The sequence below is a fragment of the Planctomycetaceae bacterium genome, assembly GCA_039680605.1.
Taxonomy (GTDB): Bacteria; Planctomycetota; Phycisphaerae; order SM23-33; family SM23-33; genus JAJFUU01.
On sequence record JBDKTA010000004.1, the window covers coordinates 139,278 to 163,109 of the forward strand.

The 23,832-nt window shown below is 64.8% G+C and carries 21 protein-coding genes; 11 read left to right on the forward strand and 10 right to left on the reverse strand.

All coding sequences use genetic code 11. The annotated features are described in order from the left end of the window. Positions 1–2 precede the first annotated feature (2 nt). The 3 genes from ABFD92_00890 to ABFD92_00900 all read left to right on the forward strand — a co-directional run bounded on the left by ABFD92_00890 (position 3) and on the right by ABFD92_00900 (position 2,721). Entirely contained in the window at positions 3–1,088 is a 1,086-nt protein-coding gene (locus ABFD92_00890; GenBank protein ID MEN6503068.1) for a stage II sporulation protein M, read from the forward strand. After that, positions 1,081–1,893: an RDD family protein gene (locus ABFD92_00895; GenBank protein ID MEN6503069.1), complete on the forward strand. Its 813-nt coding sequence runs from the start codon at positions 1,081–1,083 to the stop codon at positions 1,891–1,893. The genes ABFD92_00890 and ABFD92_00895 overlap by 8 nt, the downstream gene beginning before the upstream one ends. A gap of 252 nt (positions 1,894–2,145) precedes the next feature. Continuing rightward, the gene (locus tag ABFD92_00900) at positions 2,146–2,721 is read left to right on the forward strand and encodes a ferritin family protein (protein MEN6503070.1); all 576 of its coding nucleotides are present in this window, start codon (positions 2,146–2,148) and stop codon (positions 2,719–2,721) included. 157 nt (positions 2,722–2,878) lie between these two features. On the opposite strand, the gene ABFD92_00905 is transcribed toward ABFD92_00900, so the two are convergent. After that, a complete protein-coding gene (locus ABFD92_00905; GenBank protein ID MEN6503071.1) occupies positions 2,879–3,559 on the reverse strand; it encodes a hypothetical protein in 681 nt (226 codons plus the stop codon). 213 nt (positions 3,560–3,772) lie between these two features. Here ABFD92_00905 and ABFD92_00910 point away from each other — a divergent pair, with 213 nt between their 5' ends. Beyond that, complete coding sequence (locus ABFD92_00910; GenBank protein MEN6503072.1) at positions 3,773–5,023, forward strand: hypothetical protein; 1,251 nt, start codon at positions 3,773–3,775, stop codon at positions 5,021–5,023. A gap of 6 nt (positions 5,024–5,029) precedes the next feature. On the opposite strand, the gene dacB is transcribed toward ABFD92_00910, so the two are convergent. Beyond that, a complete protein-coding gene (gene dacB / locus ABFD92_00915) occupies positions 5,030–6,445 on the reverse strand; it encodes a D-alanyl-D-alanine carboxypeptidase/D-alanyl-D-alanine-endopeptidase (GenBank protein ID MEN6503073.1) in 1,416 nt (471 codons plus the stop codon). Between the two features lie 375 nt (positions 6,446–6,820). Between dacB and ABFD92_00920 the strand changes: the two genes are divergently transcribed. Continuing rightward, positions 6,821–7,132: a PilZ domain-containing protein gene (locus ABFD92_00920; GenBank protein MEN6503074.1), complete on the forward strand. Its 312-nt coding sequence runs from the start codon at positions 6,821–6,823 to the stop codon at positions 7,130–7,132. 19 nt (positions 7,133–7,151) lie between these two features. Here ABFD92_00920 and ABFD92_00925 read toward each other — a convergent pair whose 3' ends face one another. Genes ABFD92_00925 through ABFD92_00935 form a run of 3 tightly spaced genes read right to left on the reverse strand, consistent with a single transcriptional unit; the run spans position 7,152 to position 8,723 of the window. After that, the gene (locus ABFD92_00925; protein ID MEN6503075.1) at positions 7,152–8,270 is read right to left on the reverse strand and encodes a histone deacetylase; all 1,119 of its coding nucleotides are present in this window, start codon (positions 8,268–8,270) and stop codon (positions 7,152–7,154) included. Positions 8,271–8,284: 14 nt separating this feature from the next. Continuing rightward, positions 8,285–8,506, reverse strand: a complete 222-nt coding sequence (locus tag ABFD92_00930; GenBank protein ID MEN6503076.1) for a type II toxin-antitoxin system HicA family toxin — start codon at positions 8,504–8,506, stop codon at positions 8,285–8,287. Then, positions 8,499–8,723, reverse strand: coding sequence for a type II toxin-antitoxin system HicB family antitoxin (locus tag ABFD92_00935; GenBank protein MEN6503077.1), 225 nt, complete (start codon positions 8,721–8,723; stop codon positions 8,499–8,501). The genes ABFD92_00930 and ABFD92_00935 overlap by 8 nt, the downstream gene beginning before the upstream one ends. A 114-nt stretch (positions 8,724–8,837) precedes the next feature. Between ABFD92_00935 and ABFD92_00940 the strand changes: the two genes are divergently transcribed. After that, the gene (locus ABFD92_00940; GenBank protein ID MEN6503078.1) at positions 8,838–9,758 is read left to right on the forward strand and encodes an NTP transferase domain-containing protein; all 921 of its coding nucleotides are present in this window, start codon (positions 8,838–8,840) and stop codon (positions 9,756–9,758) included. Positions 9,759–9,903: 145 nt separating this feature from the next. Further along, entirely contained in the window at positions 9,904–10,989 is a 1,086-nt protein-coding gene (locus tag ABFD92_00945) for an aminoglycoside phosphotransferase family protein (protein ID MEN6503079.1), read from the forward strand. 175 nt (positions 10,990–11,164) lie between these two features. Here the strand turns inward: ABFD92_00945 and rnc are convergent, their stop codons facing one another. Next, entirely contained in the window at positions 11,165–11,866 is a 702-nt protein-coding gene (gene rnc / locus ABFD92_00950; protein MEN6503080.1) for a ribonuclease III, read from the reverse strand. A 289-nt stretch (positions 11,867–12,155) separates the two neighbouring features. On the opposite strand from rnc, the gene ABFD92_00955 reads away from it, so the two are divergent. Genes ABFD92_00955 through ABFD92_00965 form a run of 3 tightly spaced genes read left to right on the forward strand, consistent with a single transcriptional unit; the run spans position 12,156 to position 15,480 of the window. Next, entirely contained in the window at positions 12,156–13,250 is a 1,095-nt protein-coding gene (locus ABFD92_00955) for a bifunctional glycosyltransferase family 2/GtrA family protein (GenBank protein MEN6503081.1), read from the forward strand. Then, positions 13,247–13,885, forward strand: coding sequence for a class I SAM-dependent methyltransferase (locus ABFD92_00960; protein ID MEN6503082.1), 639 nt, complete (start codon positions 13,247–13,249; stop codon positions 13,883–13,885). Before ABFD92_00955 ends, ABFD92_00960 begins: the two co-directional genes overlap by 4 nt. Next, the gene (locus ABFD92_00965) at positions 13,885–15,480 is read left to right on the forward strand and encodes a hypothetical protein (GenBank protein ID MEN6503083.1); all 1,596 of its coding nucleotides are present in this window, start codon (positions 13,885–13,887) and stop codon (positions 15,478–15,480) included. The genes ABFD92_00960 and ABFD92_00965 overlap by 1 nt, the downstream gene beginning before the upstream one ends. Positions 15,481–15,486: 6 nt before the next feature. Here the strand turns inward: ABFD92_00965 and ABFD92_00970 are convergent, their stop codons facing one another. Continuing rightward, entirely contained in the window at positions 15,487–16,530 is a 1,044-nt protein-coding gene (locus ABFD92_00970) for a uroporphyrinogen decarboxylase family protein (GenBank protein MEN6503084.1), read from the reverse strand. 380 nt (positions 16,531–16,910) lie between these two features. On the opposite strand from ABFD92_00970, the gene ABFD92_00975 reads away from it, so the two are divergent. Then, positions 16,911–18,962 carry an alpha-galactosidase gene (locus tag ABFD92_00975; GenBank protein ID MEN6503085.1) on the forward strand — a complete coding sequence of 684 codons (2,052 nt, stop codon included), beginning with the start codon at positions 16,911–16,913 and terminating at the stop codon, positions 18,960–18,962. A gap of 175 nt (positions 18,963–19,137) precedes the next feature. Here the strand turns inward: ABFD92_00975 and ABFD92_00980 are convergent, their stop codons facing one another. From ABFD92_00980 to ABFD92_00990, 3 genes are all read right to left on the reverse strand, one after another. Beyond that, positions 19,138–19,713, reverse strand: a complete 576-nt coding sequence (locus ABFD92_00980) for an SAM-dependent methyltransferase (GenBank protein ID MEN6503086.1) — start codon at positions 19,711–19,713, stop codon at positions 19,138–19,140. Positions 19,714–19,797: 84 nt separating this feature from the next. Next, the gene (locus ABFD92_00985; GenBank protein MEN6503087.1) at positions 19,798–21,879 is read right to left on the reverse strand and encodes a hypothetical protein; all 2,082 of its coding nucleotides are present in this window, start codon (positions 21,877–21,879) and stop codon (positions 19,798–19,800) included. 379 nt (positions 21,880–22,258) lie between these two features. Beyond that, positions 22,259–23,683 carry a trimethylamine methyltransferase family protein gene (locus ABFD92_00990; GenBank protein ID MEN6503088.1) on the reverse strand — a complete coding sequence of 475 codons (1,425 nt, stop codon included), beginning with the start codon at positions 23,681–23,683 and terminating at the stop codon, positions 22,259–22,261. Between the last annotated feature and the right edge of the window lie 149 nt (positions 23,684–23,832).

Here is a 23,832-nt window from a genome sequence, read left to right on the forward strand (position 1 = left end):
ACTTGCGACAATTCGTGGACGCCGAACAGCCGTACTGGCAGCAGCTCGAGTCGATGCTGGGCATGCTCGAGACCGACCCGGCCTGGCGGCTGGTGCGCGTGGCACAGGCTTTCCAGCCTGTGAGCTCAGAACCTGTGGAGTCACAGCCTGGAAAGGCTGTGCCACTGGACCGGCTCGCCGCACAGATCGAGCAGGTGCGGCGCTTGCACTACCTCTACGAGCGCGCCTCGGCCGATTTGGCGCGCCTGGACACATTCTGCGCCGAACCGCAGCTTCGATCATACCTCGAGGCGCTGGTAGCCCGCGCGTACGCGGTGATCCACGCCACCGCCGCCCCGCGCCGGCGCGTGCGGCCGCTGTTCTGGTTCCTCAACACCTTCCCGCAGACGTTCCGCAAACACATCAATGCGTTCTGGTTGTCGCTGGCGGTCTCGCTGGGCGCGGCGCTGATCGGGGCGCTGCTGACGGCCATCGACACCCAAGGCAAGCCGACAATCCTTCCCTTTGCCCATCTGCGTGGCGACCCGCGCGACCGGGTCAAAGACGAAGAGCAGAAGGTGCAGAACCCCTTCGGCGGGCACAAGAGCGAAGCGGCCGGCATGTACATGACGCACAACACGCGCGTGTCGATCAACACGATGGCGCTGGGGATCACCTGGGGCGTCGGGACGATCCTGATGCTGTTCTACAACGGCTTGGTCCTGGGCTCGGTGACGCTGGACTACTTCCGCGCCGGGCAGGGGACGTTCCTGGTCGGCTGGCTGCTGCCTCACGGGTCGATCGAACTGCCGGCGATCTTTCTGGCCGGACAGGCGGGCCTGGTGCTCGGCCGCGCCGTCATCGGCTGGGGCGACCGTCACCGCCTCTCGGCGCGGCTCAAGAGCATCGCGCCGGACCTGGTCACGCTGATCATCGGCGTGGCAATCATGCTCGTCTGGGCCGGACTCATCGAGGCCTTCATCTCGCAGTACCACTGGCCGGTGCTGCCGTACTGGGCGAAGATCACCTTCGGGTGCCTGGAGTTGAGCGCCCTGGTGCTGCTGCTGGGCTTTTCCGGGCGCAGCGCCGCGGGGGCCGGCGATGTCTAGCCGCCGCACCAACACGCTGGTCATCCGCACGCCCGAAGGGTATGCGTTCTCGTATCCACTGGCCGGCCCGGTGGCGCGCATGCTCGCGTGGATCGTCGACCTGTTCGTCCAGGTGGTGCTGTTCATCGGCCTGGCGATGCTGCTGGGCCCGCTGACGCCGCTGCTGGGCGGGCTGGTGCAGGCCCTGTACGCGGTGCTGGTCTTCCTGGTGGGCATCGGGTACGCCACGGTGCTCGAATGGCGCTGGGGCGGACGCACGCTGGGCAAGAAGGCCCTGGGTCTGCGCGTGATGGACAACCAGGCCATGCCCCTGACCTTCAGCCAGGCGCTGATCCGCAACCTGCTGCGACCGGTCGACTCGCTGCCGCTGCTGTACCTCGTCGGCGGCCTGTCGATGCTCCTGACCCGCCACGCTCAGCGCCTGGGCGACCTGGCGGCAGGAACCGTCGTGGTCGCCTCCCCGCGCACGTACGAACCGGACCTCAGCGTCGTGCTGGCCGACGACAAGTTCAACTCCTTCCGCGCCTGGCCGGTTCTCGAAGCACGCCTGCGCCACAAGGTCTCAGCCGACGAAGCGCGCCTGGCGGCCCAGGCCATGCTCCGCCGCGAAACTCTCCACGCCGAAAACCGCCTGCAGGTCTTTACTGAACTGGCCGAATATTTTCAGACGCTCTCGCCCTTCCCCCAGGACGCCACCGACGGCTTGTCGAGCGAGCAGTACATCCGCAATATCGTCGACAGCCTCTACCGCCCCATGGTCGCCAAAGCCCAAGCGGCCGCCAAAAAATCGAAGAGCGAGAATTGACCCCGGAGGAGGCTTAGCCCGAAAACTGCATGAACCGCAGAGATCGCAAAGTACGCAGAGAAGAAATTGGCTCAAAACAAGACCATCTAACGTCGTAAGCGGCGCTAATCTGGAAAACAGACTGTCCATGAGGCCCACTCCGTGAAGTTTCTGTAGGTCTTTTAATTCAAGACGCCTCTGCGGTCTCTGCGATCTCCGCGGTGAAATATCCGGGTTAGGGACCACTGAGTGATAGGGTCGGGACCTTCTGGGGTGGCAGGGCGACCCGCAACGGATTGGCGGGAAAAGTTCGGCAAGGTCTTTCGCGGCGACTATCATACGGGCGGGGAGGACGGGAGTTGCATCATGGGCATCGAGTTGACAGCCAATGACGTCATCGCCTTGGCCGAACAGATCGAGAAGGCCGCGTGCAATTTTTACGCTCGTGCGGCCAAGGCCGTCGGCGACCGGCGCACGCGGCAGCTCTTGTCGGAGCTCGCTGCGCTCGAACAGGTGCATGAAGACATCTTCTCGGGCCTGCGGCTGGGCAAGGAGACCCTGCCCGCCCGCATAGAAGCGGCCGCGGGGCCGATCTCGGCCGAGGTGGGGATGCTGGCCCGAGGTCTCGAAGAGACGCTGGGCGAGGTGGCGGCTTCACAAAGCAGCGCCGAGATGCTCCGCCGCGCCCTGGCCTTCGAGCAGGACAGCGTGAAGTTCTTCCAGGGGATGCGCAAGATGCTCCCCCGCGGCGCTGCGCAGAAACGCGTCGATGCGATTATCGAAGAAGAGGTTTCGCACGTCCTGATGATCTCCAGCGCCCTGAACTGGCACGGGCAGGCCGATGCGTAAGGGAAAACAGTGATCAGTGAAATGTAATCAGTAACCAGGCAGGGGGGAAAAACAGTAATCAGTGAAACGTAATCAGTAACCAGCAGAAGCAGAACGGCCGCTTTACCGATTCCACCGATCGATCACCGATCACCGATCACCGATTACTGATTACTGATTACTGACCACTGTTTTCCTTAATCACGCTGACCAGTTGGCCGTAGTCCCAGACGTTGACGTCCAGGCGGTGCCATTCGTGCATGGCCCGATCGTACGACCACTTGTCTTTATGGATGCGGTAGTGCGCCATCAGCGCTCCGGCCCGCAGCGTGCCGTCAAAGTCGTGTACGTAGATCGGCTTGGGGCTCTTGTCTACCGCCGACATGAACTGCGACAGATGGTCGGCTGACATGTCCATGGCGCCGAAGGGAATCTCCACAAGCGTCATTGCGCCTGCCGCGGCCAGTTCGCGCTCCCGATCGCTGGGCGTGATGGAGATGATCGTCTTGATGCCCAGCTCCTTCAGGGCGGCGATACCGGCCTCGGATGTGATGTCGCCGCCGCGATAGATCTTGTCGGCGTACTGCACGATGTAGAAGCGGATACCGTCGCGGTAACCGGTTACCTTGTACGCATCGCCCTCGGGCCAGGGGCCCACGGCCACGCCGCCGACGTATGCCCGCTGCGGCGCGCCGGAGCCCATGTCGGTGGCGTCGTTGGGCTGCGGCGGAAGCGGCGCCGGAATGTTCCCGCCCGTCATCGGCTGCAGGATCGGGCACTGATAGGCCGTGTGGCATCCGCCACCCAGCATCGCCGCAACGGTTGCTGCCGCCAGGACGATCATGATTCGCGCGCTCATTTCGGGCTCCTTTACGGTTCAGGCATTATACCGCCGCGGACACGAAAACGAGCGATTTCGTGCGCCGCGGCGCCACGGCGAGCGATTGATTCAACTGGAAATCACAGCCGCTGCTGATACGATATAAGAGATTGATGTTCTTGACATCTTCAGGCACCGCCCGGGGCGGCGTGTTAAAGCCGACCCGTCCGCGGGCCTGAGCGGAGCACGGCCATGATGTATCCTCATTTTTTCCGGTTGGTCGTATGGGTGGTGGTTCTTTCGAGCGGGGCGGCGGCGATGGGACAACCCGGCGGCGGCGACGCCGTCGCGGCCATCCAGCGGGCGTCGAACATGAGCGAGGCCGGCAAGGCCTACCTGGCCGCTCTCGATGCCGACAGGAAGAACCCACAGGTCTACCAGGCGTATATCAGCAAGCTGCTGGAACTCGGTCAGGCGCGCGTGGCGGTTCCGGCGGCAGAACAGCTCAGGAAACTGGACAACCAGCAGGATAACGCGCTGGCGGCCGGCGTGATCGGGTACAACCTGGCGTCGCGTCACAAGATCGGCGAGGCGCTGCCGCACCTGGTTCGGGCGGCCAAGGGCGACCCGGACAACTCGGGGCTGATCCATAACATTGCGACGCTGTCGGTGTGGGTTGCGCGCAGCGACGAGAAGGCGGGGGTTCCCAATGACGGCGCGGCGCTGGTGGGCGAGGTGTCCGAGCAGATGAAGTCCAAAGACGGTTACGAGCAGGCCGCCGCGGCCGCCACCGCCGCTTTCGACAACCGCGCCAACGCGGCCAAAGCGCTGCAGGATAAGCTGCCGGAGTACCAGGACGCCCTCAACCGCGCCAACTCGGAAGGGTCGCAGCTCGAAGCGCGCTGGGGGCAGTTGCAGACGCAGTGGAACACGTGTGACTCGAACTTCCGCCAGGCCCAGCAGGATCTGCAGCGGGTGATCAGCGCCAGCGGGTACTCCCAACTGACGCCCGAGCAACAGCTCTCCTCCCGCCGCCTGTACGAAGACCGCATGCGCCAGGCCCGCAGCGAAGCCGCGCGCGTCGATCAGGAACGCAACCGCGTCAAGGCGCTCAATATCCAACGCCAACAGCGCATCAAGAAAGCCCAGCGAGATATCGAGATCGCGACCAAGGCCATCGAGCAGGCGGGCAAACGCGACCCGGTGCTGGAGTGGAAGCCCCCGGCCGTCAATGGCAAGATGATCGCCCAGACCCCAGACGCACAGCCCCCCGCCGCCGAACCGCCCGCGGCTGTTCCGCCCGCCGGCGAGGGCGAGGGCAAAGCGGCTGCCGTGCCCGACGGCGCGCCCGACGCGGCGGTGGTCGCGCAGTTGAAGCGGGCCAAGCTATTCCTGGCCAACGACATGAGGGCCAAGGCCGTCAAGCTGCTCGAAGAGATCATTGACAAGCATCCCGGAACCGACGCGGCCAAGGAAGCCGAGGAGCTGCTCAACAAGCGATAGGGCGGTTCATTGCCGCGGGGGCTGCGGCGGGGCGGAGGCGTCGAGCGTTTCCACCAGCAGGCGGCAGATGTTGTCCTGCACATCCTTGAAGTTCTGGGCGCGTCCTTTGAACCCATTGGCGAACATCGCAAAGGCGATCTGCGGCTTGCCTGAGCGGTCCAGCACGTATCCGCTGAGGCAGCAGACGCCATGAATGTATCCGGTCTTGCCCAGGACGCGCTGGTCGAGGGCGGTCATCCGCTTGCCCAACGTTCCGTCGGCGCCGGCGACCGACATGCTCCCGAGCACGCTGGCGGCGTCGGGGCGGGCCGCCAGGGCGGTCAGCATCGTGGTCATTCCTGCCGGCGAAACCCGGTTGCCGCGCGAAAGTCCTGAGCCGTCACGAATCGCCAACTTCGCCGGGTCCAGGCCAAACGTCTTTACCAGCGTCTCGACGGCGATTCGCGCGCTGCCTTCCCAGGTTCCGTCGCCGCTGCGCAGCAGGAGACATTCCGCCGCCATGTTCAGGCTGTCTTTGCCCGCTCGCGCCATCGCCAGCCCCAGCGGGCGGCGCGTGACGGCTACGAGTTTGGCCCCGGTCAGGTCGGCCGACCCGGGCGCCTGGGCGGGCACGATGGCGACGGGGTCCGGAGTCTGCGGATCGAACGTCAAGCCGGCCAGCACGAGGCGCTGGGCCAGCGCGCGGCCCAGCAGCAGCGGGGGGGATTTGACCGCGACGCTGACGCCGCCGCGGGTCGACGCCGACGCCACGACCGACCCCTTGAGCGTCAGGATCGAATCGTCGGCGTTGCCCGTCAGCGACCAGGTGGCGGTGCGACCGGGGCGCGTCTGGTCGATCACGCGATAGAACCGGCTGTACGGGAATATCCGCGGCGTGACCTGCCCCGAACGCAGCACGAAGGTCACGTCCAGGCAGTTGTTGTTATAGTTCAGCCGACAGGCCGGCGCCACGTAGGCCGCCCGGGCATTGGGCTCGGACCAGTCCGGCGGCGTGTACGTGCTGTCGTCGGGATTGTCCTCGATCAGCACCCGCTTGATCGCCGCGCCGCCAAGGGCGGTTTTGACGGCCGCGGCCCAGCGGTCCAACTCGTCGTAGCGCCCCAGGCCGAGGGAAGATTCCACGTCGGCGTCGCCGAGGGTCGGATCGAAGTCGCCGGCGACGAGCACGCTGGCGTCGGCCAGCAGGTAGACGCGCGTGGTGAACTGGTAGGTACTGCCCAGCCGTGCCAAAGCCGCTCCGCACGTCAGCAACTTTTGGTTGCTGGCGGGGATGAACGTTTCATCGGCGGCCAGCGCCGCCAGAGGCTGGTTGGGAAGCTGCACGATCGATACGCCGGCGCGTCCGCCGTGGGCGCGGAGATAATCGTTGACCATCGCCTCAACCCGCTGCTGCACCGCCGCCGGCTGGGGCTGCTGAGCCATGGCGGCAGTCGCCACAGAGAGCACGGAGAGCAGAAGAAGGAAGTTCACCGCAGAGGTCGCAGAGGACGCAGAGAATAAAAAGGATGAGAAGCGGGTGCGGGAGGATGGTTGGACGATTGGATGGCGGGATGACTGCAAATGTCCCGTCACCGGTTCTCCTCCTCTGCGGCCTCTGGGATCTCTGCGGTGAACTACTGGCGCAGAAGACGCAGGCGGGCAGGCGGTCCTGAAACGTCCTTGTTCCGGTTGTGGAGTCATAATCGCCAAAAGGGTCTTCTGTTGTCGGGGCTTTGAGTATAATGCATCGCGCGCCCGATCCGATAGTGATATTGGAGGGCGTGTGTCGCGAGTAAAGGAACTGCCCGGATGGTAGAAATGGCTACGCCAGAGAGGCGCGTTCACCGGCGATACCCGCTGGCCGCGGGGGTGAGCTTTGTCCACGCCCCTTCGCAGCGGCGCTTCCCCGCCCGGTGCGTCGACATCTCGCGCGGCGGGCTGCAGGTCTACGTCCCCGCCGCCGCCCCACTCAAAGCCGGACAACCCATCCGCCTGGACCTGCCCAAAGTCGAAGGCGACCTGGAAGAACTCGACCAGCGCTGCGTCGACTGCACCGTCATCCGGATCGACCGCACCACCCTGCTCGACAAAGGCTACATCTCCGTCGGCCTCCAATTTGCCCAGGCGTGAGATCCACCTGCCGGATCTGCTACTTGGTGTACAACTTCTCTGACAGCGTTCGCTCCCGGCGTTGTGAGCGCGTCTCGGGGTTGGCTAAGCCGTACTTGCCGATCGTGCGCGAGACGCTTGCGTACTGGGCCGCCCACGCGCCGCGGCTGTAGCCCCCGCCAAGCACCATCACCACCGGAACGCCGCGGCGGACGCATTCATCGATCACCATCGCATCGCGCTGGACGATGCCGCCGCTGGTCATCTGCAGGCGCGCCAGCGGGTCGCCGGCCAGCATGTCGCATCCGCCCTGGAGGAAGACGATGTCCGGCTTGGCGCGCTCGAAGGCCAGGGGCAGGCAGTGTCTCAGGGCCGAAAGCACTTCCTTGTCGCCGGCGCCGGCGGGCAGAGGTATATCCATGGGTCCGCGCTGCTTGGGGATGGGATAGATGTCGCCTTCGTGCAGGTCGAGGATGAACACGTCTTTATCGCCGCGCGTGCAGACGATGGTGCCATTTCCTTGGTGCACGTCAACGTCCACCACCAGCACGCGCCGGACCAGTCGCTCCTTCTTCAGCACGGCGATGGCGATCGGCATGTCGGCAAAAACATTGAACCCCTCGCCGTGGTCAGGCATGGCGTGGTGATACCCGCCGGCGAGGTTGATGGCGATGCCGTGACGCAGCGCCTGGCGGGCCGCCAGGATCGTGCCGCCCGTGGCCGTGCGGAAGCTGCGGACGATTCCGGCCTCGATCAAGCCCGCCGGCACCAGCCCCACCACCGGCGCCTCAAGATATCTGGCGACAGTTGCCGGATCGGCCAAGCTGTCGAGGAATGCCTGCGACTGCACCAGCCTGACCTGGTCGTCGCGGACCGCCTCGGGCACGAAGACGTCCTGGGGCTTGATCTGCCCCTCGGTGACCAGCTTGAGATAGATGCGGGCGTACTTGTGGATGTCGAAGGGGTGGAGCTTCTCGAACCCGCCCATGTCGATCTGGTAGTACCGCGAATACACCACCGAGACGCGATTGTTCAGCGCCGCCCCTGCCCGCGAATCTTCCACCGCCCTGAACGACTGTGGCGCGCAGCCGGGCCAGAGCATGAGCAATATGAAGACAAAGCCCGCTCTGACAACCGAAAGCAGCTCTTGCATATTCATTCTCCGGCAATCGTCTATTTTTCGAACAGCTCGCGCGCCAAGCCGCTCTGGCGGATGATCGCGCGCAATGTCCCCAACTTGAGTTCGCCGTGATCGGGCACTGGGACGGTGACGGAACCTTCGGGTAGCTTCTTCTGCATGGCAACGTGGCTGCCCCGTCTGCGGACCTCGACAAAACCATTGGCCTGCAAGATGCGAATAACGTCTCTGCCGGAGAAGACCCCCAGCCTACCCAATGGTGACCTCCAGGCGGTCTAGATGCACATCCCGGTCGAGCCGTTGCTGAATTTCCTCAGGGCTGGCCGTTTCCAGAAACAGACCGACTGCTTCTCTAAGATTCGCCTGTGCTTCCTCGACAGACCCGCCCTGGCTGGCCACATCCAGTTCCGGACACAAGGACACCCACATGTCGTCTTCGCGGTGAGTCAGCATCGTAAATGTTCGGGTAGCCATACTTGCGCTCCGCAACTGCTTCATTATACACTGTGCCGGCCAACTGGCCCACCAATCGACAATGGCCGGACATGATGCTACCATTTCACATCTCGTTTGTCAGAAAGGAACTGCATGAACGGACCGACGCTGGTAGTGATGGCCGCGGGGATGGGCAGCCGCTATGGCGGGCTCAAGCAACTCGAAGGGCTCGGACCGGGCGGGGAACCGACGATCGCCTATTCGATCTACGACGCCGCGAGGTCAGGCTTCGAGAGCGTGATCTTCGTCATCCGCCCGGAGATGGAGCAGGCGTTTCGTGCCGCCATCGGCGACGAGACCGCCCGCCACCTGCGCACGCGGTACGCCTACCAGCAGCTAACGAGCTTTCTGCCAAAGGGATTTGAGGCCGCCGCGGCTGCGCGGCAGAAACCCTGGGGCACCGCCCACGCAGTGCTGTGCTGCCGCGAGTTGGTCGACGGGCCCTTCGCCGTCATCAACGCCGACGACTTCTACGGTCCGGCCAGCTATCGCGCGCTGGCCGACCATCTCAAAGCCGCCGCCGACTCCGCCGCCGGCGTGGGCGATTACTCGATGGTCGGCTTCGTGCTGGACAAAACCCTCAGCGCCCACGGCGAAGTTTCGCGCGGCGTCTGCCGCGTCAACGCCGACGGGACACTGGCCGACGTGACCGAACGAACCCGCATCAAACGCTTCGACCGCGCCGTCAAGTACGCCCAGGGCGACGAGTGGGTCCCTCTCGCCGCCGACAGCATCGTCTCGATGAACATGTGGGGCTTCACCCCCTCGTTCCTCGATCACGTGCAAGCGGGCTTCGCCAACTTCGTGGCCGCCAACACCGACAAACCCAAGGCCGAGTACTACCTTCCCTCAGTCGTGGCCGACCTGATCGCCGCCGGCAAAGCCCGCGCAGCGGTCCTGCCGACCACCGAAACCTGGTTCGGCCTGACCTACCCCGAAGACCGCCCTCCCGCGCGAGCGGCCATCGCCGACTTGATCGACAAGGGCGTTTATCCGGCAAAACTGTGGCGATAGCTGGTGAAAATCCGAAACAACAAAAACGGAATCCGAAACAAACAACAAAGGAACAAGAAAGAACAAGAAGCCGGCATGGGATTTGTCGTTTGTTTTCATTGTTGCTTGTTTCGGATTTCGTGCTTCGAATTTTGGATTTGCATCAATGCACCCGCAATCAATCGTAGACCATTTTAACGTCCCCCCCGCGGCGGCCGTCGCCCTCCACGGCAGCGGGCTCATTCATGAGACCTATATCGTCACCTGCGATGACGGCACGCGGTACATCCTTCAACAGATCAATCACAAGGTCTTCCGCAACGTGCCTGCCATGCAGGAGAACATTCTGCGCGTGACGGACCACCTGTGGCGAAAAGTTCAGGAAGAAGGAGGCGATCCGGCACGCGAGGTGCTGACGCTGGTGCCGACGACGGAGGGCAGGAGCTTCTGCCGCACCGGCGGGGGCCGCGAGACGTTCTGGCGGATGTACCGCTTCATCGAAGGCGCCCGCACGTACGACGCCGCCACGCCTGCCCAGGCGCGTCAGGCCGCCGCGGCCTTCGGGCGGTTTCAGCGCCGGCTGGCGGATCTGCCCGACCCGCCGCTGCACGAGACCATCGCGGGGTTTCATCACACGCCCTCGCGGTTCGAGGCGTTCATGCGCGCCGCCGAGGCCGACGCCGCCGGACGCGCCACCGACGCGGCCGCCGAGATCGACTTCGCCCTGGCGCGCCAGGACATCGTCGCCGTGCTGGAGGACCTGGCCGCCGCCGGAGACCTGCCCCGCCGCGTCGTCCATAACGACACCAAGCTCAACAACGTCCTCATCGACGACGCGACCGGCCGGGGCCTGTGCGTGATCGACCTGGACACCGTCATGCCGGGCCTGTCGGTGATCGATTTTGGCGACTGCTGCCGCACCGCCGCGGCCACCACGGCAGAGGACGACCCCGACGCGTCGCGAATGGGCGTCGATCTGGACATGTTCGCCGCCCTGGCCGAGGGCTACCTGAGCGAGGCGAGGGCGTTTCTGACGGGCGAGGAAATCGAGCACCTGCCCTTCGCCGCGCGCCTGATCACCTTCGAGCAGGGTCTGCGGTTCCTGACCGACTGGCTGGCCGGCGACGTGTATTACAAGATCACCCGCCCGGGGCACAACCTCGATCGCGCGCGGGCGCAGTTCAAGCTGGTGCGGGAGTTCGAGGACGCTCACGAGACGATGGCCGCGATCATCCGCCGGTGCCTGGATTAACCCGGATATTTCACCGCAGTCGATCATGAACCTTCGGTTCACCCGAAACCATGAAAGTCCCGGGTGGCATGGCGACACGCGCAGCGGGTCGCCATGGGGCCGGTGCGCTGAGCATCATGGCGACCCACGAGAAACAGAAACGTGTGTCGCCATGCCACCCCACGGCGCGCGGGGGCTATTCCTGTACCGGCGGCTCCAGCACGCCCAGCTCGACCAGCGCCGCCAGGGCGGCGGCTTGCTCGGCGTCCTTCTTGCAGATGCCCCAGGCGGCTTTGAACTGCCTGCCGTTGACGCTGACCGCCACCTCAAAGCACTTGCGATGGTCGGGGCCCTTTTCGTCCAGAAGCTGGTACGAGGGGCGATGATTGAAGGTCTTCTGCAGATACTGCTGGAGAATGGATTTGTAATTGCACTGATGTTCGCTGGCCTTGGACTGGCGGATATGAGGCCCCAGCGGGCCCATGAGAAACTTCCGCGCCGCGGACAGTCCGCCGTCGAGGAAGACCGCCCCGACCACCGCCTCAAAGACCGCCGCGGCTACCGATTCCGGCAGCGGCTGGCTGCCGCCCATCCCCTTGCCCAACACCAGCGCCTCGCACAGACCGATGGCCTGGGCCATCTCCGCGCAGGTCTTGCGGGACACGACGGCAGACTTGATCTTCGTCATGTCGCCTTCGTGCAGATTGGACGGGTCGCTGTAGAGTTCGTGGCAGACGACCAAGCCGAGGATGGAGTCGCCCAGAAACTCCAGGCGCTCGTTGCTTTCCACGCGCGTGGCGGCCACCGACGCATGCGTCAGCGCCAGTGAGAGAATGGCTGGATCGTTAAAACGATAGCCGATGAGTTCCTGACATTTGTCTAGAGCGTGCTGATCCACAGACTTCGATAGCTCCAGACCGCTGACGATAACCGCCGAAGGCCTCCCCGGAGCCTTGGTGGGTATAGTCAGGGGTCCAACAAGTCACTGATCTCCGCTTATTATACGATTCAGCCGCCGCGGCGTGAAGAGGAAAAACTCGCCGCCTGACGGATCGCCCTGCGCGTGAAAAGCCTATCGGGATTGCCCGCCCGCGCGTTAGCATACCGCTCGGGACCGAGGCTGTCCCCGCCCGGGTGTTATCGAGTAGTACCGGCGATAGAAGATCGTTCGAGCGATGCAGACGGCAATGGAGTACGCACGAGGGGCCGCCGCGACTGGCGCCAGGCCGTCAGGGCCTGATGTCCGCCCCTGGGTTCTCATTCCCGCGTACAAACCCGATGAGGAGCTGCTGCGCCTGGTGGGCGCCCTGGCGGACTCGCCGGTCGTTCAGGCGGTGGTGGTCGTCGACGACGGCAGCGGAGGGCAGTACGCGGCGATCTTCGCGCGGCTGGCCCGGATCGCCCGCTGCAGCGTTGTCTCACACGTGACGAATCTCGGCAAGGGCGCCGCCCTGCGAACGGGCCTCAATTATGGCGCGACGCGCCTGTCCGATTCCGTCGGCTGCGTCACCGCCGACGCCGACGGGCAGCATCGCCTGGAGGATATCCTTCGTGTGGCCGCTCGGCTGGCGGAGGCTCCGCGCAGTCTGGTTCTGGGCGCGCGGGCCTTTGAAGGCGAGGTGCCTCTTCGCAGCCGGTTCGGCAACCGGGTCACGCGGACGACGCTGCGCCTGGTGACGGGGCTGCGGCTCAGCGACACCCAGACGGGCCTGCGGGGGATACCGGCGGCGTTCATCCCGGACATCGTGCGCCTGCGGAGCAGCGGTTATGACTTCGAGATGGAGATGCTGCTCGAAGCCCATCGCGTAAAGGTCGTAGTCGTCGAGGAGCCCATCGCCACGATCTACACCGACAACAACAGCGGGTCGCATTTCAGCCCGCTGCTGGATTCGATGCGGGTATATTTCGTGCTGCTGAGGTTCGCCGCCGTCTCGCTGCTGACGGCGGGCGTCGATTTCGTGGTCTTCGCGGTCTCGATGTGGATGGCCCCCAACGTCCTGCTGGCGATGGCGGCCGGCCGCGCGGCGGCCATCGCCTTCAACTACCACAGCAATCGCAAAATCGTCTTCCGCTCCAGGAGCACGTCGCGCTGGACGTTTCCGGGATACCTGGCGCTGGTGATCTTCAGCGGCCTGGTCAGTTACGCCCTGATGCAACTGCTGGGCAACCTGGCCGCCCTTCCTGTTCTGGCCTCGAAAGTGGTTGCCGAATCCATCGTGTTCGTCTTCAACTTCGCCGTGCAGCGGGACCTGATCTTCCGCGGCCGAGGTGACGTGGAATGACCGCCTCGACGGACTGGCAAGCATACTACGGTCGGCCGTTTTGCGCCTCGGGGCTGTCGCGCCGGTACACGCGGCGGGTGCTGCTGGGGATGATGGAGCGCTTTATCGACCGCTCGGGCGGCGCGGCGCTGCGCGTGGCGGAACTCGGCGGCGGCGGCAGTTGCTTTCTACAGAGCGTTCTGGCCCTGCTGCCGCTGGAGGAGTATCACGTGTTCGACACCAGCGCCGCCGGGCTCGAGCGGGTCCGCCAAGAGGCCCGGCAGGGAGCGGTCCGGCTGCACCAGGCGGACGTTCTGGACGGGGCGGCCGCCTTTGCCGGCACGTTCGATCTTGTCTTCAGCGTCGGTCTCGTCGAGCACTTTGACGCCCCGGGCACCGCCAAGGCCATCGACACGCACTTTGAGATGCTCCGCGCGGGCGGCCTGGCGATCATTTCCTACCCGACGCCGACATGGTCTTACCGGCTCATTCGCGGTGCGGCCGAGGCGGCGGGCGTATGGCGTTTTCCCGACGAGAGGCCCCTGCGAGGGCAGGAGGTGCTGCCGGTCGTCGCCCGTCACGGCCAGGTGCTGGGGCGAAAACTCCTCTGGCCCATCCTGCTGACGCAGGAGATGATCGCCGCCAGGAAACGCTGATGAAGATGTTGCAGAGCATGAACCCGCCGGCGGCCCTGGAGCCGCAGAGCCTGATACCCCCGCCCTCGCGGCGATGGCGGGACGGCGTCTGGCTGATCGTCGCGTTTCTCTATCTCACTGGGGCGTCGTGGCAATGGTGGCCGACGAAGGACAGCGCCCTGTATTTGAACCTGGCGCGCTCGCTGGTCCGCGGCGAGGGCTACAGCATCAACGGCACGCTCAACACCACCGTTACGCCCGGTCTGCCGGCGATGATCGCGGGCCTGTGGCGCCTCTTCGGCGAGCACATCTATGCCCCGACCCTGGCGATGACCCTCTGCGGGCTCATCGCCCTGTGGCTGGGCTATCGACTGGTCCGGGCGATCGATTCGCCCGCGATGGCGCTGGGCGTGCTGGCGGCGACGGCCTTGTCCTTCAAGTTCTACCGCCACAGCGGTCTGGTGCTGACCGAGGCCCCGTCGGCCGCCCTGGTCGCGGCGATTTTGGCCGTGTGGTACCTGGGTCGGCGCTGGTCCCTCGCCTGGAACGTCGCGGCGCTGACGCTGCTTTCGGCGGCGGTGGTTACCGTTCGCGTTCCGCTGGTGGCGCTGATGGTGATTATCGCGGCGGGCGTGCTGCTGGAGGTGCGGGCGGTTCCCTGCCGGCGCCGCCGCCTCTGGAGCGCGGGGGCAATACTGGCCGGGGCGCTGGCGCCGACGGTAATCTTCTACTGGCTCAGCCGGTCGCTATCCCAGGAGACGCCGCTGTACCTGAAGGTTCTGGCGGAGGAGCCCCTGGCCGGGCCGACGCTGATCGGCCGCCTGGTGGGCACGGTTCAGGGCATGACGCTGGGTCTGCCCAATGTGCTGGCGGAGATGTTTTCCGGACAGGACGGGCTGGTGATAGCCTTGGTGCTGGGTTACCCGCTGCTGGCGCTGATGATCGTCGGTCTGGTCGGCCAGTGGCGCCGCGGGCTTCGGATCCTGCCGCTGGCGGCGATAATTTTCCCCCTCGTTTCGGCGCTGAGCCTCGGGGCCTGGGCGGTCAAGGTGCGGTACCTCATTCCGCTGCACCTGGTGATGATCCTGCTCGTGCTGCAGGGGCTGCTGATCGCCGCGGCCCGACTCAAACCCTTCGCCGATCGCCGCAAACTCGCCTTCGTGCTGATCGTGGCGGTGGCTTGCAGTGTCGCCGCCAATGCGCCGCGAATGCTCAAGCGATGGTATCGCAGCGCCGTCGCGGCCCGGACGAACTCGTTCTTCAGCACGATCGATGCCGGACAGTATCGCGACCTTCCCGCCCTGGCGGCCATGTTTCGCACAGCCGGCGATGGCCCGATAGCCGTGGCGCCCGACCAGGCTCTGGTGCTCCAGTATTTTGCTGACCGTCCCGTTGAGATGATGGTTCCACCGGTGGAGACGGTTGGCGATGCTGACCGCCAGGCCGCGTCGATCCTCCGCTCTCGCTGCGCCTTGGCGGTGCTGGACCGGGAAGTGCCCGACGCGTTCGCCCGCCGCCTGGGTGAGCTTCTGACTGCCCCGGTCGACGGCGACCCGCAGTACCAGCTTGTCGAAGGGCTGAAGAACCATCGGGTCTGGCGCCGCCGCGGACCTTGACAGGTTCTACAACCGCGCGGAGCAAGCTCCGCCGCTAAACGATGTCAGCACCTCCTGCATCGCCTGGAGATTTTTCGGCGGCGTGTCGCGGGGAACGGCGTGCGAGGGGGCGAAGATCAGCCCGCCCCGAGCGCCGGCCGACAGCAGACGCCGCGTCTCCTCCCGCACCTGCTCGACCGTCCCGAAGGGCAGCACCTTCTGGACGCTCATCCCGCCGTGGAACGCCAGCCGCCCGCGGTACCGCTCGATCAACGCGGGGCAGTCCATCACCTCCGGCTGGAACGGATTGAAGCAGTTCAGCCCGATCTCGACCAGATCGTCGAAGAGGCTGTCCACGCGGCCGCAGGAGTGCAGGAAGATGTACTTGCCCGCCGCGCGGATGGGCGCCCACATGCGGGCCAGGCGCGGCTTGATGAACGTCCGCCAGTGGTCGATGCCCATGATCAGGCCGCTTTGCATGCCGTAGTCGTCGCCGAAGAGGAAGGCGTCGAAGTCGTGCCGCAGGGCGTGGCGGATCTGGCGGAGGTTCTCGTCGGCGATCGCGTCGAGCAGCTCGTGGACGAACTGCGGGCGCTCGAGCATGTCCATCAGCAGCGGCTCCATCCCGCGCATCGTCCAGGCCCGCTCGTAGAGCGAAAAGCCGATGTTGAACAGCGTGAACAGCCCCTGCCCCCGCGCCCAGGTCAGAAAACCCGCGATATGCTCGTATGCGCGCGGGTCGTCGGCGTTGGGCCATTCGTACCTCGCCAGGTCCTGTGGGCTCTTCAGCGGCCAATCGCACGGCGTGCCGATATCGACGTCAATGGTCTTGTCCCACACCACGCCAAAGGCGTCGCGCCAATATCCCGGCCGAACCTCCCCACTGCGGCCGGCGATGGCCGCGCCGCCTGTGACCATGTGCGGCGCCAGCCAGTGCCAAAGGTCGTCGACTCCCAGGTGCGCCCGCAACTTCACCGCGCAATCCTGCGTCGGGTCCCACGACCACGGCACATAAGGCGGCGGCCGAAACTCCAGCGCCTCGATAACGATCTCTCTCCGCGTTGCCGGCATACACTCATCATACCGCTGCAACCCAGCCGTGACTACCGCCTGTGGTGGCGCGGAACAGCCACGAGGCTATCAGAAAAGGGGGGCTCGAAGACGTGGAATGTCCGATGCTTGGCGCTTGTCCTGGGAGCAAGCACTGCGATCTTAAGATTTTCCCCCACTTTACTTGAATCAGGTCATTACCCTACCTACAGTAACAGTGGCGGGAGACCTTAGCGAGGGTCGGGTGGAAAGCATCGCGGAGCCGATCGGACGCAAGAGAAGTCCGAAGGGTCCCGCGATGCTCATTTGGTCACTTCATTGGCACTTTCTTGCTCATTGGGGCTCGTTCTACTATTCTCTCAAGCCATCGGTTGATCCCTACCTTCGTGGAGCCAGGACTGATGATCTCGACAGACTGCTGCACCATCACCTTCCCCGGCATCAAAGAAACGCTTTGGGAGTATCGCCTTGCCGGTTCGTCCCGCGCATATGGCTTTGCTCCCCCGGCGATCGAGATCGACAATCGCCGCGTGACCCTGGCGTGGGATAAGCAGGAGATGCCCCCGCGCGCGGCCGCGGCGACGGTTCTTGCCAACGGGGCAGTCGAGCACCGTTTCGCCGCGCCCGTGGCGGGCAATCCGAACCTGCGGCTGGAGCTGGTTCTTCGCATCAAGGACGGTTGTCCCGTCGTGCGGTTCTGCTACAAGGTGCATAGCACGGCCGAACACAGCCTGACCAAGTCGAGCGGGCGCGACGAATTGACATACCTGGCGTTTTCGCTGACCGATCTGCCGGCGGCCACGGAGGTGCGGCTGAGCGAGTTCACGCACCGCCTCTACAGTTACATGCCCGGCGAGTATGACCTCGAACCGCGGCACTTCGAGAGCAGCCAGGCCGTCGTCGGCCCGATCATTGCCGCCAGCGGTGCCAGCGAGAGCCTGCTGGTGGCGTATGAACACGGATCGGTTTCGTCGGATCCGTATCTGATGTTCCATCTCGATTCCACGCGCGGCGTGACACTGCGGGCGGTGAAAGGCAATTACTTCAGCGGGCAACCTCTCGCTCCCGGCCAACCGTTCGAGACGATCTGGTTCGATGTGGCCGCTGTCGCCGGCGACGAGGCCGACCTGGCGGCGGCGTTTCGCAGCTTCCTGCTCAAGGTGCAGTGCCCCAACCTCGAAACCCGCAAGCCGTACATCTTCTATAACACGTGGATCAACCAGTGCCTGGGCAAGGCCGCCGCGGGCGAGCAGGGCAGCCTGCTCGACGGTCTTAAACAGGAACGCATCCTGGCCGAGATCGATCGCGCCGCCAAGATGGGCGTCGAGGTCTTCGTGCTCGACGCCGGATGGTTCACGCGCTGCGGCGATTGGCCGGTCAACACGAAGCTTCTTGACGGCGACCTGTCTGCCGTGCGCGAGCGGCTGGCGCGGCACGGCATGAAGCTGGGCCTGTGGCTGAGCACACAGGCGGGCATCAACAGCCCGATCTACCAGGCGTATCGCGATTGTGCGATGTCGTGGCGCGGCACCGAGATCGGCATCTGGAAGGTCTGGGAGACCGAGCCCGGCCAGCACCTGTGCCTGGCCAGCCGGTACGTGGAGGCCTTCGCGGACCAGATCGTCCGCCTGGCGCGCGAGCTGGGGGCGACGTATTTCAAGTGGGATGCATTCGGGCATTACGGCTGCGACCGCCCCGAGCACCTGCACGGCGACGCGTCGACGAGCGTCGAGGAGCGAGGGCAGTGCTACACGTTCCTGTTCGACCGGTTCATGCAGCGTCTGGCCGATGCGGTGACGGCCGCGGTGCCCGAGGCGATCTGCGATTTCGACGTGACCGAGCCGTACCGCAATTTCGGTCTGGGGTTTCTCGCCAGCGGCAAGTACTTTTTGATGAACGACCCGACGACGATGACGAGCGGATACATTGCCGCCCCGATCGTGCGCTCGTGGGGCGCGCGGACGACGCTGGCATACGACAAGTGGATTCCCTCGGTGCTGACGCTGACGCATTACATGCCCGACGAACCGCTCGACAGCCAGATGGTCAACATTGCCTCGCTGATCCTGGGGCACAACGGGATCTGGGGCGACATCATGGTCATTACCGAGGAAGGCGCCGCGCGCTTCGGGCGATGGCTGGGCCTGTACAAGCAGGTCCGCGACGACATCACCGCCAGCACGCTGGCGGCTACCGGCAGCCCCGGCGGCAATCCCGAGATCTACGAGAAGATCTCCCAAGCCGGGCGCGGCGTCGTGTGCATTTTTGCGACGATCAGCCCCAATGCCGACGTGCGCGGCGGATACACGTACATGACCCGGCGCCCGGTCAGCCGGCAGTTCGTCGCCAGCGATGGCGTGGAAGTGACGTTCGACGGCGCCTCAAGAGCGATCATCCGCTGCACCTTCGGCGCGCCGTCAGCCAAGATTATTTTCTTCGGCGCCTCAGAGTGAGGCCGCAATGCCTCCGTTGCGGGGAAAAGTCGCGGCGGAGGCACCAAGTATTTATCAAAGCCGTTGTGTGGCTTTGATGAATACTTGCGATGGTGAGGTACACGAGCCCAAATGAAGAAGTAATTCAAACAGCGAATTACTTCTTCATTTAGTGCCTCCGCCGCGACTTTTTCCTCTAACGGAGTGGATGCGCCGGCTCGATCAGAACCAGGAACTCACTGTTGCCGCCCTTGCCCTCCAGCGGCGACTGCACGCGGGACGTGACGGGATAGCCCTGGCGTTCAAGCCCACGGCAGACTTCGTCGGCCACCGCCGCCGACTCTTCCAGCGATAGCGCCGCCACAGGTTTGCGACCGGCCAGTTTGGCCTGTTCGTAGTGCGGTTTGAGCAGCGCGACGATGCGTCCGGAAGGGGTGAGCCACTTCGCCGCCGCCGGCACCGACATCGCCAGCGGCGTCCAGGCCATATCGATGACGACCAGATCGACTGCCGCGGCAACCGGGCAGTGCAGGGCGTTGGTGCGCTCCATCACGACCACGCGGGGGTCCTTGCGGAGCGTCCACGCCAGGTCGCCATAGCCGGTGTCGATGGCGTACACCTGCGCCGCCCCGCGCTGGAGCAGGCAGTCAGTGAAACCACCGACGTTGGCGCCGAAATCCGCACACGTCAGCGCCCGCACGTCGATGGCAAACGCATCGAGCGCGGCCGCCAGTTTTTCGCCCCCTCGGCTGACATAGGGATTCTTGGCCATGGAGGACTATTCTAACGCGGATATTTCACCGCGGGGACCACAGCGGCGGCTCGGGCGATCTTGGGCCACAGAGCTCGCGAGGCATCAGATATTCAGGTTGGACAGATAGTCCTGCAGCTTCTTGCGCTGCTGCTCGATCTGCTGGCGCAGTTCCTCGATCTGCTTACTCATGGTTTCGAGCTGGTCTTCCTGTTCGGCGAGCTTCTTGATGTACCGCTGGCCGAGCTGCGAGTCCTTGCCGACCGAGGCGATATTCTGGCGAAGGCGCTCCTGCCCGGCTTCGATCTGCCGCTTCTGGTTTTCGAGATTGTTGAGATTGCGCTCCAGATCGGCCAGGCGGTTCTTCATCGCCAGTGCTTCGCTGAGGGCGGCCTTGACGTTGTCCGGCACCTCGCCGCTGCGGACGTAGTACGCCAGCATGTCCAGCGAGATGTCGATCAGGGCGATCCCCTGCGACTGCGTCTGCTCCTGCTTGACGACGAAATCGCGCGTCGCTTCCTTATCGACTTCCACGCGGAAGCGGTACACCGACGGCGTCTTCTCCTCAAACTTGGCCGGCTCGATCAGCTTCATCGCGGCGTTGAAGGGGTGCTCGATAATCAGCGTTCGCTTCACGTCGGCCGTGCTCTTGATGCGGTACGTGTGGCTGTACGTGTGCAGGCGCGTGATCTGCAGCGTGCCGCGCACGATCTTGACGCTCGTGATCTGGCTTGCGCTGGTCTGTGACGGGTCGACGGTCACGTTGAGGTCGACGGCGTAGCTGATCAGGCGTTTGTCCTTGGGGGCGATGTTGTCGATCCGCGCGTCGCCGGCGTACATGCCTTCATCAAGCACCGTAATGGGCCCGCCGAGCATCTTGAGGCCGGTGTCGTTGGTCAGGTACACGCCGTTGAGCGGATAGCGCTGCATGACGGCCTGGTTGTAGATGCTGACCTTCTCGGCCTCGATGGGCGTGTTGAGGATCGGCAGCATGGCCGAGCGGCGGCGCTGGAGCGTGACGGGCTTTTCCAGCGTGAAGTTGAACAGCTCGCCGATCTTGCCCGCCGCGGCCATCGCGTTGGCGGCCGACTGTCCCAGCGACATTTCGCCGCTGGCCCCGCCGCCGCCGTAGACGCCGGCGGCCTGCTGGGCCTGGAGGCCCATGGCCTGATCTTCGGCGATATTTTCGCGGGCCATGCGAGCGCGGGCGGCGTAGGCTCGCGGCGCCGCGGGCGCTGCGGCGACTTTGGCCTCGGGGGCGATCCCGCCTTCATACGTCTGGGGGCGCAGGTGCGCGTACATCTCGGGCACCACGGTGGGGCGCTGCAGGTACAGCGGGGTGTAGAGGTCCATGATGAACGAGATCGGCCGACCGCTGACCAGCGAGAGCTTCACGTCCGTCCAGTCCTGGTCGGAGGTGTTCTCGACGATGGCCCAGCCCTGCAGCAGCGGTTTCTTGGGCGTCAGGTCGAGGCGGTACGACACTTTCCACACCGGCGTCTCGGAGACGTAGCCGATGCGGACCTTGCTGGCGCCCTTGCCGGAGAAGCGGATGTCGACGGGCTTGCGCTCGGTGTCGTGCGAGGTGATCAGCAGTTCCAGGGCCTTGTTCAGGTCACCCTGCAGGCGAGCGTCGGTGAGCTCGAGGCTCTGGATTGTGTCCATGGGCACGGCCTTGAGCTTGCCGCCGGCCAGCACGTTGAGGATAACCTCGGTGATGATCGTGGGCTGGCCGCCGACGATGATCTCCTTCTTGCGCGTCTCGACGGTGATGATCTTGCCGACGATTTTCTCCGGGGCCATCAACACCACCTCGGCGCCGCGGAGCTGCTTGAGCAGGTCGCCCATCGTGGGGTCGCCCGAGAGGTCGACGGCAAAGCTCTTGAGCGCCCGCACGAGCGGGTCGCGGCTGGCGTAGTTCACGCCGGTGACGAACCCGTTGTCGGCCATCACCAGCATGCTCTTGAGCACGTCGTTGATCTGCTCGGTCTTGAAGTTCAGGCGGATGTCGGCGTCGCCCTGCACGGTGCCGTTGTGCTCGAAGTATCCCACGCCGCTGGAAAACAGCACCACGCGCGTAACGGGCACTTCAGCCTTGCCCGCGGCCGGGGCGGTCCTGGTTTCCTGCGCCAGGGCAGGGGCGGCGAGCAACAGGGCGATCAATGATAGAGCGACAAGATGTTTCATAAGGCTTCCTTTCATCGAGACCATTCGTGGATACGGCTCAGACGCGTGCGCGGGGAAAAAGTTCCCGCTGAATGATTCTAGCCGCGCCACCGCCGCTACGCCAACAGTGCAACCAATCGGGTGCCACGCACAACTCCGTTGTGCGTGTCCCCGAGCTTTCAGCCGCGGGTCGCCATGATGTCCCAGCGAGCCCATGGCGACCCGCCAAGTGGCGGAAATCCGAAATTCGAAAAACAAAATCCGAAACAAACAACAAAAAGACAAACAACAATAAGAAAAAAACAAAGGTTGTCGCTGCTGAATGAGGCCGCGTGTGCTTGTTCCTTTTCTTTTTGTTCCTATTGTTGTTTGTTTCGGATTTCGAGTTTCGGATTTCGAATTATCCCGCCAGGTGCCGCTTCGCATCGGCCCGGATCCGCTCCACGTCGCGCTGCACGCTGTCGGCCACAGGCGTGGGTTTGTATGCCGCCAGCAGGGCCTCGAGTTTGTCGCGCGTGCGTTTGCGGGCATCGGGTCGGCCGTTGCTGACCCAGGCCGGCCAGTAGTCGCGGTCCAGCAGCGTGGGCATCCAGAGGGTCTTGCGGAAGTTTTGCGCGGTGTGCGGCTGGTCGATGAACGTCCCGCCGGGGCCGACCTCGTCGATCAGGTCCAGCGCCAGCGACTCGTCGCTGATCTCGAACCCGCGGGCGATGCGTTCGACGTACTCGATCACCTCGTTCTGCCAGACCAGCATGTCCAGGTCCGTCGCCTGGTCCACGCCGGCGATGCCCATGTGCCCGAAGATGTCCGCCCCCGCCAGCACGCCCATCAGCAGCGTCGCCGCCGGCTCGAGGCCCGCCTGGGCGTCGACGGTCTTGCTGTCGGTGAGGCCGACGTTGATGTAGTTGGGCAGACCGTAGAACTTGCCCATCTCGGTACACGCCACGGCCATCAGGCCCTGCTCGGGGCCGGAGAAGATAAGCTGCGTCGTGCGCATGTCGAAGGCATGGGGAATACCGCCGAAGCAAACCGGCGTGCCCGCGCGGATGAGCTGCACCACGCACACGCCCGCCAGAATCTCGGCGGTCTCCTGCGCGACGGTGGCCGCCAGCGTGGCCGGGGCGCTGAGGCCCGTCTGGGCCATCGGCCCGATCGGCACCGGCAGGGGGATCTTGGCCGTCTCGAACAGCAGGTCGATCCCGTTGGTGTTGAACCGCAGCGGACTGATCGGCTCCAGAAACGGATATGCCGGCGGGAAGGCTTTGAGATTCTCTGCAGAGCCTGCATGGGCGGCGAAGACTTCCATCACGAACGCGGCGCTGGCGCGATCGTGGAACCAGAACGTGATGGGTTTGGTCGTCGTGGCAAGCTGTGCAGCCGCAACGTCCACCACGCGGTGTCGCACATCGAGCTCGTGCGGGTCGGCCATCGCCCCGACGACGTTGATCATCGACAGCATCTCGCCCAGCCTGGCGGCCTGGACGACATCGTCGAGGCAGCAGAAGCGGCGCTGCCCGCCCATATCGACCCAGTACGCCTCGCCGGCGATCGAGTTGTAGTTGCGCTGCCCGACGCCAAAGGCCGCCTTTTTGCTCCGGTCGCGCCCGTAGATGGTAAACGTCTTGCCCGCCTGCGCGACGCACTGGTCGACCAGCTCCGGCGGAATCCGCACACGCCCGCTGGCGTGGTCGACGCTCGCGCCGGCCTTTTCGAACAGGCGGCACATCTCCGCGTGCGGCACCAGCACGCCGGTGCGATGCAAAATGCTCTTGGCGGCCGCGTCAATCTTGCGGCACCCGGCAGGGCCGAGAATCTCAAGCTTCATAATCTCCTCATCTCAGTAGCACGGGCGTCTCGCCCGTGAGTTCCACGGGCATCCTGCCCGTGGTCTTGGGTGGCATGGGCGTCTCGCCCATGCTCTTGGTTTCTGCACGGGCGGGACGCCCGTGCTACTCATGGGCAAGACCTGCCTGC